The organism is Psychromonas sp. SP041 (genome assembly GCF_000470315.2).
In the GTDB taxonomy this organism is placed as follows: Bacteria; Pseudomonadota; Gammaproteobacteria; order Enterobacterales; family Psychromonadaceae; genus Psychromonas.
Genome location: NZ_CBRF02000002.1, coordinates 131,948 through 146,115, shown reverse-complemented (window position 1 = coordinate 146,115; position 14,168 = coordinate 131,948). Strand labels below are relative to the sequence as shown.

Sequence of the window (14,168 nt, the reverse complement as noted above, 5' to 3'; positions counted from 1 at the left end):
GTTCCTTACTTAATCTGTCATTTGATGAATATGCTTATGCAAAGTAGGTAGGTAATACCTTAACTAAGCTGTCAATTGCAACGGTTTGTTGCTCTGAATTCCCGTGTAAGTCTTTAATTGTGACGCAGCCACTTTCTAACTCACTTTCACCTATAATTAAGGCTACTGAAGCACCACTTTTGTCGGCGCGTTTCATTTGCTTTTTAAAGTTACCCGCACCACAGTGATGCATCATTTTTAAGTGTGGTAGTTGATCGCGAATCAACTCAGATACTTTGAATCCTGCGATATCCGTACCTTCACCGACTAAAATACTATAAATATCAACATCACCTTTTACGTCATCATTCAGCTCTAATGTTTCAAGCATTAAAATAATACGCTCTAAGCCCATCGCAAAACCAACAGCTGGTGTTGCTTTACCGCCTAATTGTTCAACGAGGCCATCATAACGTCCACCAGCACAAATAGTACCTTGTGAACCTAAGCTCGATGTAACCCATTCAAATACAGTACGGTTGTAGTAATCTAAACCACGAACAATACGTTCATTAATTACGTATTTAACGCCAGCAGCATCTAAATATGCTTGTACTTTCGCAAAGTGTTCCGCTGTTTCGTCACCAAAATAATCAGATAGTTTCGGCGCATCTTCTAAGATTGTTTGAACGGCTTCATTTTTACTGTCTAGCACACGTAATGGATTAGTTAACATACGACGTTTACTGTCATCATCTAACTTATCTTCATGCAATTGTAAAAATTCAACTAATTTCGCTTTATAAGCATTACGTTCTTCATTACTGCCTAGTGAGTTTAGTTGTAGTTCAACATGATCTTGAATGCCTAGCGCTTTCCATAAACGAGCAGAAAGTAAAATAACTTCTGCATCGATATCTGCACTTGCGATACCAAACGTTTCAATTCCTACTTGATGGAATTGACGGTAACGGCCTTTTTGTGGGCGCTCATGACGGAACATAGGTCCGATGTACCACATTCTGCGTTCTTGGTTATACAATAAACCATGCTCATTACCCGCTCGTACACATGATGCAGTCCCTTCTGGACGTAAGGTTAAACTGTCACCGTTACGATCTTCAAAAGTGTACATTTCTTTTTCAACGATATCAGTCACTTCACCAATTGAACGTTTGAATAGATGCGTGCTTTCTACAATTGGCATACGAATTTCAGAGTAACCGTAACTGCTGACTGTTTGTCTAATTAACGATTCTAGTTTCTGCCAAACTGGGGTTTGTTCAGGAAGGGTATCGTTCATACCACGAATAGCTTGTATCTTCTTTGCCACAATGATTTCCGAATTCTGTCGATGAATAAAAATACATTCGAAATGTATTCATAATAAAATTGATATTCATTATAAGGAAGTTTGTGGCTAGATGGAACAATGCAACTCGGCTTTGCTTGTTTTAAAGGTAATAAAAAGCCCAAATATCAAAAACATTTGGGCTTATCTTAATCTTTTTGGTTAAAGCGCTGGTTAACGACTGATCTCACGTTCGCTTTACTGACTTTTTGTTTTACTCAGCAGCTAGTTTACCTCAGCATTGTTTTACTAAGCTTTAATAAAATATTATAAACTTTGATCAACTTTGCTTAAGGTTAGCGTAAAAACTGTTTTTAACTCGCACTAACCATTCAAACTCAAATCAGCTTAAAAACTAACCTTTTACAATAATTTGGCTTTCATCACTGCGACTGATACGGGCACGGATTTTTGCTTCTAATTGATCAATCACGTTGTCGTTATCGAAGCGATCTCGTTGACGTGTACCGTCTTCATAAAATCCACTTTTATTTTTTCCGCCTGTAATACCAATATCTGACACTAATGCTTCACCTGGACCATTAACAACACAACCAATAATCGACACATCCATTGGCATAACAACATCTTCAAGGCGTTCTTCTAATGCGTTAACGGTGGCAATGACATCGAACTCTTGACGAGAACACGTTGGGCAAGCAATAAAGTTAATGCCTCGACTACGAATACGCAGTGATTTTAGGATATCAAAACCGACTTTAATTTCTTCAACAGGATCAGCGGCTAATGAAACACGTAATGTATCACCAATACCTTGTGATAATAACAAACCAAGACCCACAGCAGATTTAACACTACCACTGCGTAAGCCCCCTGCTTCGGTAATACCTAAGTGTAGCGGTTGAATAATTTGTTTCGCTAATAACTGATAAGACTCTACCGCTAATAATGCATCAGATGCTTTAACACTGACTTTAAATTGCTCAAAGTTCAAACGGTCTAATATATCGACATGACGTAATGCTGAATCAACCAGTGCTTGTGCTGTTGGCTCACCATATTTTTCTTGAATATCAGCTTCTAATGACCCGCCATTAACACCAATTCGGATAGGAATATTGTTGTGGCGTGCGCAATCAACAACGCTACGAATACGTTGTTCATTACCAATATTACCTGGATTAATACGTAAACAATCCACACCGTACTCTGCTACTTTTAAAGCAATTCGGTAATCAAAATGGATATCAGCGATAAGTGGGATGTTGCATTGTTTTTTAATTTCACGAAATGCTTCAGCAGCATTCATGGTGGGTACTGAAATACGTACCATATCTGCACCAACAGCTTCTAAACGTTTGATTTGTGCAACGGTAGCAGCAACATCAGTGGTTAATGTATTGGTCATTGATTGAACGGTAATTGGTGCACCACCACCCACAGGGACATTGCCCACCATGATCTGTTTAGATTCGCGGCGTATAATCGAAGAGGTATGGCTCATTATATTTACTCTTAAAAAAGTTAAAGGTTATTACGCGATGTTGATAAATTAATCATGTTAGCAAATTGAAATGAGTGACATGACTGGCATTCACTCTTTCTACAAATGCTTTACTAACAATGCTTAATTTAACTTAGAATTTTTATTGATAATATAATTTTAAGTTAAATTAATAAATGCTTGCAAGTCTTAACTGGTTATTAAAGTGTTGCATCAGCTTCAGTTGGTGTCTCTGTAGGAACAGTCTCTTCCTGAGTATCATTTACTTGGCTTTCGTCTAACGGCGTTTCTATTGTTTGACTACCAGCTAACTGGTTAGCTTCTGAAAAGGTATCGATAAAGCTATTTTCACCAGGTTCAGGTAGACGCATGTGGATATTTTCTGTATCGACAACTGTTTGGGAAAACAATGAAGCAGAAACGCTTTCCCAATAATAAATAGTCGTTGTAATACCACCAATAAATAACAATAAAATAAACCAAGCAAACTTATTTGATGACTTTTTATTATTAGTCAAAATATAAGGGTTACTTAATGTATTAACAGATTTAGCTGGACGGCTTAATTTTTGGTATTCAGGGAATGATTGAAGGTTTGATAAATGCACCACTTTACTATAATTGGCTAAATAACCACGTAAGTAGATCAGTGGATAGACTTTTTCTTCAATCAATTGTGCTAAATTATTTTCAATACCTTCGATAACAATCGCTTTTAAATTAAGCTTGAGCGCAAGCTCATCAACGGAAAAATCAGCCGCTATACGATATTTTTGTAGTGCTTCCCCTAGTGTTGTTTCATGTTCCGTAGCAGACGTATCATGCTCCGTTGTAGGCGTGTCATGTTCAGTTATAGGCATAGTTTGCTCAGTCATAATATTTATTCGTTAAGAAATTTAAAGCTTGCTCAGATTCAGAAAATTTTTGTAAAAGCTGATTAGAATAGCGAGATAAACTGCTCTCCTTCCCTGTAGCATAACTCAAACGAATCCATTGCCATAAACTTTCCGCAGTTGCCTTTGAAGCTTTTTGAAAAGAAAACAAGTTGAGTACAGCAGCTTGGTAATTTTTTTCTGTAATATTTAATTTTGCTAATGATAAGTTTATTTCATTACTGTTAGGGCTATGTGATAAGGCATAACCATAATAGAAAATAGCCTTATCATTGTGATTCGCTTTTTCAGCACAAATGGCTGCATTAGCATAAGACCGAGCAACACGGGTATAGTTCGGTGCTGAAATAGCTTTTAAGAAAAACTCTTCTGCTTTGTCATATTGACCTTGACCACATAAAAAAGTCGCATAGTTATGGTTCGTATCACCGTTATCAGAGTCTAATGATAAAGACTCTTTATAGAAACTTTCTGCTTTATCATTTTCATTCACTTTTTCGTAATAATAAGCAAATATACGGTGAACTTTGGCGCTATCAGGTTGGTATTTTAAAGCGGTATCAAGGTTCTCTTTTGCTTGTTGCATTTGTTTATTTTCTAAATAAAGCAATGCTAATTTAACGCGGGTATCGGAAGCACCTTCTGGATCAAAGGACATTTTTTTCCCACCGGGGTTATTCACCGTAGTAGTTGTTTCACTTGAAACACAAGCAGAGATAAAAAAGACAGATATTAAAGCTACAAATATAAAACGCATACATTCCTCATAAACTAAAAGCCGTACAGGAAACTTCTTTAAGTACCCTATTGTGAAGTAACTTGATACTGGATGCATGCTTTTTTTAACTGTTCTTGAACTTTGCTCTTAAAGCACAAGAACAGTTTTAGATTTTAACTTAATTAGTTCTGTTGAACGCTGATATTTTCACCATGTTGACGTTTATTCATAGTGCGTTTTGTACGGTCAATAACATCGCCTACCAATTGACCGCAAGCGGCATCAATATCATCACCACGTGTTCTACGTACAATAACAGTGTAACCATATTCCATTAATACTTTATTGAATCGGTCTACACGGCTATTACTTGGTTTAGTGTAATCATTGCCTGGGAACGGATTAAAGGGTATTAAGTTAATTTTACACGGCGTATCTTTTAGTAGATGCGCTAATTCATGTGCTTGATCTGTTGAATCATTAACATGATCGAGTAATAAATATTCAATAGTTACTTTGCCACGGTTAGCATTTGATTTACTAATGTAACGTTTTACGCCTGCTAAGAAATCAGCAATATTATATTTATCATTGATTGGCATCATTTTCGAGCGTAGTTCGTCATTTGGTGCATGTAATGAAATAGCTAACGCCACGTCAATTTTATCACCTAAGATATCCAAAGCAGGTACAACACCTGACGTTGATAATGTTACACGACGCTTAGACAGTGCATAACCTAAATCATCTAACATTAACTCCATTGCTGGAACGACATTATTTAGATTTAATAAAGGTTCACCCATTCCCATCATGACCACATTAGTAATCGGTCGAGTTCCACTTTCCCCCATCACGCCAATGATTTTAGCAGCACGCCATACTTGGCCAATAATTTCAGAAACGGTTAGGTTACGGTTAAAACCTTGTTGAGCTGTTGAACAAAAATCACACGCTAAGGCACAACCTACTTGTGAAGATACACATAACGTTGCGCGCTCTTTATCAGGGATGTAAACAGTTTCAATTTCTTGGTTACCTACCGTCATTGCCCATTTTATGGTGCCGTCTTCACTGCGTTGTTCAACTTTAACTTCAGGTGCGACTATTTCTGCACGTTGCTTAAGCTTTTCACGTAGAGCTTTGTTGAGATCAGTCATTTGATCAAAGTCTTCACAGCCAAAATGGTAAATCCATTTCATGACCTGCTTAGTACGAAACGGTTTCTCACCCATTTCAGTGAAAAAATCTTGCAAACCTTGACGGTTTAAATCTAACAGGTTTACTTTTTTCTGACTCATTGGTGCCTCGACTGGACTGATTCGGTATAAATTGGGTGTGGATTGTACATATTATGAGTAGACGATGCTAGTCACAAATTTGAACTAAAAAAATACCTGAGCAAGTTATGGCATCAGGTATTTGTTGTTTAAGGATATTTTCAACTATAAGGCGATTTAAGGATCAATAATAGTTTATTTAATGAGCGGATTGGTTATCTATAAGCAGTTAAAATTTAATGATGATTTAATTTATAATCTTTTACCTCTACCGAATAACTTATAGCGCACGTTCTATAATAAAACTGTCATCGGTATCACTTGATTCTCCTGCCAGCTATAAAAGACGTGCGCTGATAATTGCTCACCACGACGACTTACTGTTTTTTGTACATGACCAGAACCAATAAGAATTTCAATCATCGGAGCAAGACCATTTTGCTTTAAATGAAAATGCTTCAATAAAGTGACTTCATCTACACGTTGCTGTGTTTTTATATAAGTAGATAAACGTTTCAATATCATGCTTCGCTCCTTGTTCTATTAATTACTATATTAATTTATGCTCTGCGCTAATGGTGACATCCGCTAATAAATTACCTTTATGCTTTAACTTATACAACACCGCTAAAATGATTACCCCTCCTGATAATAAATAAGCCAGGCTGTTGATTGGGTGAAGTGAAAAAGTAACCAATTGGTAATAAGCAACTGACACGATATAAGCAATAGCTGTTGACCATACCGCTACAAAGCGAGCCCAATTAACACCGACTTCTCTGACAATCGCGCCCATTGCAGCAGCACAAGGTGCATATAAAAGAATAAAAAGTAAATAAGCAAAAGCGGCTTCTTGACTAACAAAAGCTTGTTTAATATTACTGTAGATAGTTAAGTCTACACCCTGATCTTCCGCTGCACTTTCTAAATTAGTGAGATCGCCAACATTGATACCGAGTGGATCGGCAATATCAATTCCCATTAGATTCTCAGGAATGGTCGCTATCGCCACGTTAAGTTTGTCCAACAAAGTAAGATCTATCTCATCTTCACTATCAATACTGGAATATAGATTATTAAGTGTCCCAACAACCGCTTCTTTAGCAAAAATCCCTGTCACTATGCCAACGGTGGCAGGCCAGTTATCATTATTAATGCCCAATGGCGATAATATTGGCGTAATGATTTGAGCACCTTGGCTAAGTAATGAGCTGTCACTATCTTGATGGCCAAAACTCCCGTCAATGCCCACAGAGTTAACAACATTTAAAATCGTCACCACTAATACAATGGTTTGCCCCGCACCAAAGACAAAACCTTTGAGCTTTTGCCATGTTTTAATTAAGGTGTTTTTAATGGTTGGAATTTCATAATCTGGTATTTCTAAAAACATATTTTCGCTTTTACCGGGTAATATAGTGCGGCTCAATACATACCCAGTTAATACCGCCACTAGAATGCCAATTAAATATAATAAGAAGACGATGTTCTGCCCTTGCTCAGGGAAAAAAGCACTCGCAAATAAAGCATAAACAGGTAATCGTGCGCCACATGACATAAAAGGAGACATAATAACGGTGAGTAATCGTTCTCGTTCTTTTTCTAAGGTTCTTGCCGCCATCACCGCAGGCACAGTACAGCCAAACCCAACAATCATAGGCACAAAAGACTTGCCAGGTAGACCGATAAATTGCATGAATCGGTCAATCACAAAAGCGGCCCTTGCAAGGTATCCAGAACTTTCTAACATGGCTAAAAATAGATATAAACAAGCGATGACCGGTATAAACGTCATAACCGTTTGAATACCATTGCCAACACCATAAGCGAGTACATTAATAATCCACTCGGGCGCATTGATCACACCTAACCAATGAGCCGTTTCATCTACAAAAATGGCGCCCGACGCAATATCAAAGAAATCAATAAAAGCGCTACCAATGTTAATGGCAAACATAAACATTAAATACATGACTAACAAAAAGACAGGAATGCCCGTATAACGGTTTAAGGTGATGGCATCGATTTTTTCAGACAGTGTTTTGCTTAAGTGACGTTTTTCTCTGACGGCTTGTTGTGTTAATGCATAAATAAAGGTGTAGCGAACGTCTGCTATCTGTAAATCCAAATCAATCGATAATGAATTTTTTAGGTGATTGATAGTGTGTATATCCTTACCATCAAACCCTGAAAGAATAGATTGATCTCCTTCAATACATTTTATCGCTAGGGCTTTTTTATTTAGTGCTATTAGGCTATTAAATGATTTCGAAGGTTTATCGGATGATTGCATTGCCTTATCAAACAACAACGTTATGTCATTAACAACAGGTTGTAATTCATTCCCGTAATCGAGTGATAAAGGGTGATTTAAATGGGTGAGGTCTAGACTGGTAAAACGACGAGTTAACTTTTTTACGGCTTGTTGATCATGCGCTGATAAACAAATAATAGGACAACCTAACTGTTCACTTAATGTATTTACGTTAATGACTAAATGTTGTTTATCGGCTAAGTCCATTTTATTTAAGACCATGACAACAGGTAAACCCAGTTCTAATAATTGTAACGTTAGATATAAGCTCCTTTCTAAACAACTTGCATCAATAATATTCAATACAATATCAGGTTGATTTTGCATGATATATTCAAATGCAATGCGCTCATCTAACGACGTCCCTACCTGATCATTATCAAGGTTATAAATACCCGGCAAATCGATTATTTTAACACTTTGATGGTTATCTAAAGTGAAATGCCCAGTCTTTTTCTCAACCGTAACGCCACTCCAATTACCGACACGCTGATGACTGCCTGTGAGTGCATTAAATAAAGTGGTTTTACCTGAATTGGGATTGCCAATTGTCGCAATATTTAAGGTCATATTAGCACTCCACTATAATTTGCTTAGCGATACTTTTACGTAATGCAATAGCGCTATTAGCACAGCGAATTGCAATAGGGTCTCCTAGCGGTGCAACACGTAATAGTTGTATTTTAGCTTTTGGTAAAAAACCAAGGTTAAGTAATTTCTTACGCATCACAGGTTCAATGCCATTAATGTTAATAATGCTGGCGGTTTGACCTACTTTTAATTCTGACAATATCATGATTGACCCTTACTATTTTTCGTTCAAAAAAATACGTTTATTCTTTGAACCTGCTAATGCTATAACAAGCAAGTTAATACAAACCATTATCATTAACAACCAATAAACAGAGCGAACCACAGGTATAAACACGTCCTTTGTTTTAGATCAATTAAGTCGGGGCAACACCTCTATTTAAGAAGAAATTTTAGCGGTGTTTTACATCTGCAAGAGGAACAGGTATAAACTAGATGAGAAATTAATTGGTGGAAATAATTATGGATTTTGGTGAATTAAATTTAGTCTACTCGACTGACGGTGGAAAAGTAGAAAAGACAAAGCAGAAACAAAAAGCACCTGAGAGTGATGGCGTTATCCGCTTGCATCGAGAGACTAAAGGTCGTAAAGGTAAAGGCGTCACTTTAATTAAAGGCTTACAGCTTGATGACAAAGCGATTAAAGCATTAGCTAAAGAAATTAAAAAACGTACTGGCTGCGGCGGCACTGTCAAAGACTTCGTTATTGAAATTCAAACGGATCAACGTGAGATTATTAAGACAGTATTAGAAAAGCAAGGTTATCAAGTTAAGTTAGCTGGCGGTTAATTAGGGCGCTATTTTTGCTTTTTAAAACGCATAAAAAACCCGATGCTTAACACATCGGGCTACATTTTATTCGCTTAAATGAGGGATTATATTACTGCTGCTATTTACACACTAAAGGCGCAGAATCAAAACGAATACCAGACCAACCATTGATCATAAATTGACGAATATTTTGATGATCACTTGCGTCAGGATTTCCTAAAACATCATGACGGTAATAGATACCAAAACAAGCTAAGGTTTGTTGTTCAGTTAATTCATTTAACTGTGCAAATGAAAAAATCTTACATGAACCTGAGTTTTCACCTGCCGCATTGCTTTGTTGCCCATTCGTAAAAGCCGTTTCACTAAATGTATAATTTGCTTCAATCACTGCCATTGTGTCAGTAAATTCAATTGTTTTTGGTTGTGTATTTAGTTTTGTTAAAAAATCACTTAATAGCATTATACTTCCTTATATTATTTTCTTAGTTTTTCTATTAATCTTCTTCAAAATAAATTGTTTTATTTTGTGGTAAATTTTCAGGGCTAACAGACTCACCTTTAATACATTTTTCTTCATCAGCCCATTCACCTAAATCAATTAACTGGCAACGTTTACAGCAAAAGGGGCGATACAAGCTCTGTTTATCCCAGACAACTTGTTTTTGACAAGTTGGGCAATTAACCTTCATTTATTTTCCTTACCTTTAACAACATGAAACAATCTTAAACAATCTTAAACACTGACATCATTTACTCAGGTTTTAACAAAAAGTCTGCTCAAATTCAATATTCTCTGCTTGGCTATTTTCTGCATTCGCATTCATAAACCGAACAGAGTAACGGTGTTTATGCCCAGAGATCATAGGGTAAGCTTGTAAAGCGGGATCAACACTTAGAATAATAAACAACGCATGCTCTACTTCACCTTGGAAAAAACCATTTTTAGCTTGTTGCTTTGATTTGATGCCTTGATGACGTCTCATTTTCAAAAACAAAGATAATGCGCGATCTAATACCGTAAAGTATTCAAACCATTGTTTAGCATCTTCTCTTTTTAGTTCGATAGGTTGTGATGACCAAAAATGAAACTGGGGTAGATCGAAATTACAACACCCGCCTGGAATGAAAAAGCGTTGCTTTAAAGAGGTTAAAAAGCGGCTATCTTTAAAGAACTTAAGTTGTTTAGACATGACTAATAAAGCACTGATTAATTCACTAATTTCTACCATTAATGCTTTAATCGCTTCAGTATCAGCTTGCTCACTACTTAACCAAGATTGCATTTCTTCTAACAATGAACGTAAATCTTTAATTAAGTCGTGACGAATATCGCTACGATCGCTCAATTCAATTAACTCAAATAATGATTTAAAATAAGTAACAGCATCACTGTCATTATCCAGCGAAATACTTTGTTTAATTTGTAGAAAAAGACATTCAAAGCGTAAATAGCTACGACTTTTTTCTGTTAAGGGGTATTCAAAGGCGATCATAAGGCGTCTATTTATTTTATAAAAAAGTAAGGTTACATGAAGAAGTCATTACTAAACAATCAAAAAGCCTACTTTTGTATAGATAAAAACTGTAAATGTAACATTTTAACTTGCTGCTTCAATACAACAAGATCTGTACTGCTATTATCAATAATATAATCAGCTTGCTCTAGTCTAAGCTTTCTATTGATTTGTGCATCCATAATAGCTTGTATTTGTGCTATTGAGTTACTATCTCTTTGCGTTGCACGTTCAATTTGTAAAGCTTCTGTCACATCAACAACTAATGTGTAATCAGTATACTTTGTTAACTGGTTTTCTAATAGCAAAGGCGCTTCTAGTATTACATATTTACTTTGCGCTTTCTCAAGCTTTCTCAGTAAGGTATCACGGATAATAGGATGCAATAAATCATTCAACCACTGCTTTTTTGTTTCACAGTTAAAAATGATATCTCTCAGCTTTGCTCTATCTAATTCACCGTTAGCATTTACGACCTCTTTACCAAAATAAAGTTCAATGTTAGCTAAAGCTGGTTGCCCTGGTTCTACCACTTCTCGTGCCACTTTATCAGCGTCAACCACCTCAATACCTAAAGCAATAAACTCTTTTGCAACAGTTGATTTTCCACTACCGATACCACCTGTTAAACCAATGATTAAACGCATACTATTTCCATTTTTTATTGTCATTTTTATTGTTATACCGATTACATTAAATAACTTATCTAAATTTTACGCCGAAAAAACAGTTCCATTCAAGGCGTAAATAGCTGTTCCCTTTACGAAATTGACAACGAGGAAGTGAGCTGTCTTAACCAGTAAAATAGATAAGCTATTTATTGTGATTGGTATTAAGGCTTATTGATTCACTTAATCTAACCACGAGCCTCTTATTTTATAAGAGTTAAGTATTTAGATCATTGGTATTCAAAGGCCATTAAGGTAATATTTGCTTTTTTTACCGCTGTCTGGAAATTTACCATGATTGAACAAGAAATTGCACAAAGTATTACCTTAGCTTTAAATGAAGATTTAAATGGATTATCTGCTGCAGAAGGTGATATCACCGCGAATTTAATTCCAGAAGATAAACGTTCAAAAGCAACGGTTATTACACGTGACGATGCAGTTTTCTGTGGTAAAGCATGGACGGATGAAGTATTTCATCAATTAGGCGCTGAAGTGACCATCACTTGGCATGTCAAAGATGGTGATAGTGTCCCTGCTAATAGCCCTTTATTTACACTTGAAGGTCCTGCAAGAATATTGTTAACAGGTGAACGTACTGCGTTAAACTTTATACAAACACTATCAGGTATTGCGACAACAACCAAATATTACTCAGATTTAATCGCTAGTACTGAATGTAAATTATTAGACACGCGAAAAACCTTACCAGGCTTACGTAATGCATCTAAATATGCAGTAACCTGTGGTGGCGGCTTTAATCATCGTATTGGTTTATATGATGCTTACTTAATCAAAGAAAATCATATTATGGCCTGTGGTGGCATCAAACAAGCTATTACAGCAGCTAATCAACAACATCCTGAGCGTTGGGTAGAAGTTGAAGTAGAAAGTATCGATGAGCTTAAACAAGCCCTTGATGCCGGCGCACAGCGTGTGATGTTAGATAATTTTAGCATTCCGATGATGTTAGAAGCGGTTGCCATTAATAAAAGTAACCCTCAGCAAGCTGATTTAGAAGTGTCAGGGAATGTCGATAATACAACCATATTAAGTTATGCAGAAACAGGGGTTGATTATATTTCTGTTGGTGCATTAACGAAACATGTACATGCTATCGATTTATCAATGCGTTTCGTTCAACACTAAAGTGCGCTTCTACCAATAATACGTTAGCAACCAAACATTATTGTATTTAAATAGTCTCATTATTTTAAAAACTTCCTACACTTATTACTTAAATTAAAAAATATTTATATTTTGCAAAGTGTAGGAGCTTTTTATGACGTCATTATTTAGCTTTCAAAAAATCGCCTGTTCTCATTTGAAAAAGAGTCAATTTACTGACTACCTGTTTAACAGCATTGCTATGTTAATGCTTTCGATTTCAGCCGCTATTGCTCAACCTCCTCCTATTCAGCTTGCGACTAATTACCGACAAGATATTGATGTCACACAATATTATGTAAGCGAAAAGCTTGATGGTATTCGTGCCTATTGGAATGGCCATCAACTCATCTCTAAACAGGGAAATATTTTTACAGCGCCAACATGGTTCATAGCATCATTTCCAACTACCGCAATGGATGGTGAATTATGGATAGCAAGACAACAGTTTGAAACAGTATCCGGCATAGCTCGTACCCAAGATAATCAAAATGAACAGTGGAAACAGATTAAGTTTATGATTTTTGATCTTCCTAAAAGTACTGTCTCTTTTGAACAACGTATTAATAAAATGCAAACACTGGTCACTGACACTAATAGCCCTTATTTACAAATGATCGAACAACAAAAAATCCCCAATACAGTGGCGTTATTTGATTTGTTAAACAAAGTAGTGATGGGTAAAGGTGAAGGTTTAATGCTTCATCACCAAGATGCTTTATATCAAACAAAGCGAAGCAGAGACTTAATGAAACTGAAGAAATTTGAAGATGCAGAAGCCACCGTCATTGCTTACTTACCGGGCAAAGGAAAGTATGAAGGTTTACTAGGTGCAATACTGGTTAAAAATGAAGAGGGAGTTACCTTTAAAATAGGGTCAGGGTTTAGTGATGAGGAGAGAAGTACCCCTCCTCCAATAGGCAGTCTTATTACTTATCGCTTTACAGGTAAAACGAATAATAACATCCCTCGTTTTGCTTCATTTGTACGTATTAGAGTAATTTATTAATAACGGTTAAATTAGCTTTAGGAAAGTCGTATTGGCTTAGTTCAGCAGCAGTTACCCATTTAATTTGTTGCCCTTCAAGAGAAGTTGCTTCGCCTTGAAAATCTGTGACTAAATAAAAATGTAAACATAAATCAACGTCATCATATTGGAAGTTTAAAGAATCAAACAAGCTATACTTTGTAGCCGTTAAACCGACTTCTTCTTTTAACTCTCGTAACATAGCGACTTCAAGCGCTTCACCTTGCTCTACTTTCCCGCCTGGAAATTCCCATTTTCCCGCCAAATGTTGCCCTTTTTGACGGCGGCTAATCAATAGTTTTTTATGTTCATTTTGCACGATAGCGATACTAATTATTTGCTTTGGCATTGTTGTCCCTTTTTTATTTTTAAAGCAATAAAAAAGGTGGTCTTCAATGAAGCACCACCTTTTATTGGTTAAGGGAGA

16 protein-coding genes are annotated in these 14,168 nt (G+C 36.3%); 3 read left to right on the top strand and 13 right to left on the bottom strand.

The window, feature by feature from the left end:
- Positions 1–34: 34 nt before the first annotated feature.
- The 8 genes from hisS to SP041_RS02010 all read right to left on the bottom strand — a co-directional run bounded on the left by hisS (position 35) and on the right by SP041_RS02010 (position 8,796).
- Positions 35–1,312 (bottom strand): histidine--tRNA ligase, encoded by a 1,278-nt coding sequence (gene hisS / locus SP041_RS02045; RefSeq protein ID WP_137297331.1) that lies wholly within the window; start codon positions 1,310–1,312, stop codon positions 35–37.
- Positions 1,313–1,685: 373 nt separating this feature from the next.
- Positions 1,686–2,795 (bottom strand): flavodoxin-dependent (E)-4-hydroxy-3-methylbut-2-enyl-diphosphate synthase, encoded by a 1,110-nt coding sequence (ispG, locus tag SP041_RS02040; protein WP_137297330.1) that lies wholly within the window; start codon positions 2,793–2,795, stop codon positions 1,686–1,688.
- 200 nt (positions 2,796–2,995) lie between these two features.
- Positions 2,996–3,670, bottom strand: coding sequence for a helix-turn-helix domain-containing protein (locus SP041_RS02035; protein ID WP_137297329.1), 675 nt, complete (start codon positions 3,668–3,670; stop codon positions 2,996–2,998).
- Entirely contained in the window at positions 3,663–4,445 is a 783-nt protein-coding gene (pilW, locus tag SP041_RS02030) for a type IV pilus biogenesis/stability protein PilW (protein WP_137297328.1), read from the bottom strand. Before pilW ends, SP041_RS02035 begins: the two co-directional genes overlap by 8 nt.
- Before the next feature lie 143 nt (positions 4,446–4,588).
- Entirely contained in the window at positions 4,589–5,707 is a 1,119-nt protein-coding gene (locus SP041_RS02025) for a bifunctional tRNA (adenosine(37)-C2)-methyltransferase TrmG/ribosomal RNA large subunit methyltransferase RlmN (RefSeq protein ID WP_137297327.1), read from the bottom strand.
- Positions 5,708–5,980: 273 nt separating this feature from the next.
- On the bottom strand, positions 5,981–6,211 hold the full coding sequence (locus SP041_RS02020) for a FeoC-like transcriptional regulator (protein ID WP_137297326.1): 231 nt from the start codon (positions 6,209–6,211) through the stop codon (positions 5,981–5,983).
- 25 nt (positions 6,212–6,236) lie between these two features.
- Positions 6,237–8,570, bottom strand: coding sequence for a Fe(2+) transporter permease subunit FeoB (gene feoB / locus SP041_RS02015; RefSeq protein ID WP_137297325.1), 2,334 nt, complete (start codon positions 8,568–8,570; stop codon positions 6,237–6,239).
- 1 nt (position 8,571) lies between these two features.
- Positions 8,572–8,796, bottom strand: a complete 225-nt coding sequence (locus tag SP041_RS02010; RefSeq protein ID WP_137297324.1) for a FeoA family protein — start codon at positions 8,794–8,796, stop codon at positions 8,572–8,574.
- 257 nt (positions 8,797–9,053) lie between these two features.
- Here SP041_RS02010 and yciH point away from each other — a divergent pair, with 257 nt between their 5' ends.
- Positions 9,054–9,380 (top strand): stress response translation initiation inhibitor YciH, encoded by a 327-nt coding sequence (gene yciH / locus SP041_RS02005; protein ID WP_137297323.1) that lies wholly within the window; start codon positions 9,054–9,056, stop codon positions 9,378–9,380.
- A gap of 100 nt (positions 9,381–9,480) precedes the next feature.
- On the opposite strand, the gene SP041_RS02000 is transcribed toward yciH, so the two are convergent.
- The 4 genes from SP041_RS02000 to coaE form a co-directional block, all read right to left on the bottom strand.
- Entirely contained in the window at positions 9,481–9,825 is a 345-nt protein-coding gene (locus SP041_RS02000) for a HopJ type III effector protein (protein WP_137297322.1), read from the bottom strand.
- Between the two features lie 34 nt (positions 9,826–9,859).
- Positions 9,860–10,054 (bottom strand): DNA gyrase inhibitor YacG, encoded by a 195-nt coding sequence (gene yacG, locus SP041_RS01995; RefSeq protein WP_137297321.1) that lies wholly within the window; start codon positions 10,052–10,054, stop codon positions 9,860–9,862.
- 72 nt (positions 10,055–10,126) lie between these two features.
- Positions 10,127–10,858: a cell division protein ZapD gene (zapD, locus tag SP041_RS01990; RefSeq protein ID WP_137297320.1), complete on the bottom strand. Its 732-nt coding sequence runs from the start codon at positions 10,856–10,858 to the stop codon at positions 10,127–10,129.
- Positions 10,859–10,926: 68 nt separating this feature from the next.
- Complete coding sequence (coaE, locus tag SP041_RS01985; RefSeq protein WP_137297319.1) at positions 10,927–11,526, bottom strand: dephospho-CoA kinase; 600 nt, start codon at positions 11,524–11,526, stop codon at positions 10,927–10,929.
- Between the two features lie 315 nt (positions 11,527–11,841).
- On the opposite strand from coaE, the gene nadC reads away from it, so the two are divergent.
- Together nadC and SP041_RS01975 are read left to right on the top strand one after the other, a co-directional pair.
- Positions 11,842–12,696, top strand: coding sequence for a carboxylating nicotinate-nucleotide diphosphorylase (nadC, locus tag SP041_RS01980; RefSeq protein WP_137297318.1), 855 nt, complete (start codon positions 11,842–11,844; stop codon positions 12,694–12,696).
- 133 nt (positions 12,697–12,829) lie between these two features.
- Positions 12,830–13,723 (top strand): DNA ligase, encoded by an 894-nt coding sequence (locus tag SP041_RS01975; RefSeq protein ID WP_137297317.1) that lies wholly within the window; start codon positions 12,830–12,832, stop codon positions 13,721–13,723.
- Here the strand turns inward: SP041_RS01975 and mutT are convergent.
- On the bottom strand, positions 13,707–14,090 hold the full coding sequence (gene mutT, locus SP041_RS01970) for an 8-oxo-dGTP diphosphatase MutT (protein ID WP_137297316.1): 384 nt from the start codon (positions 14,088–14,090) through the stop codon (positions 13,707–13,709). The genes SP041_RS01975 and mutT overlap by 17 nt on opposite strands.
- Positions 14,091–14,168: the final 78 nt, after the last annotated feature.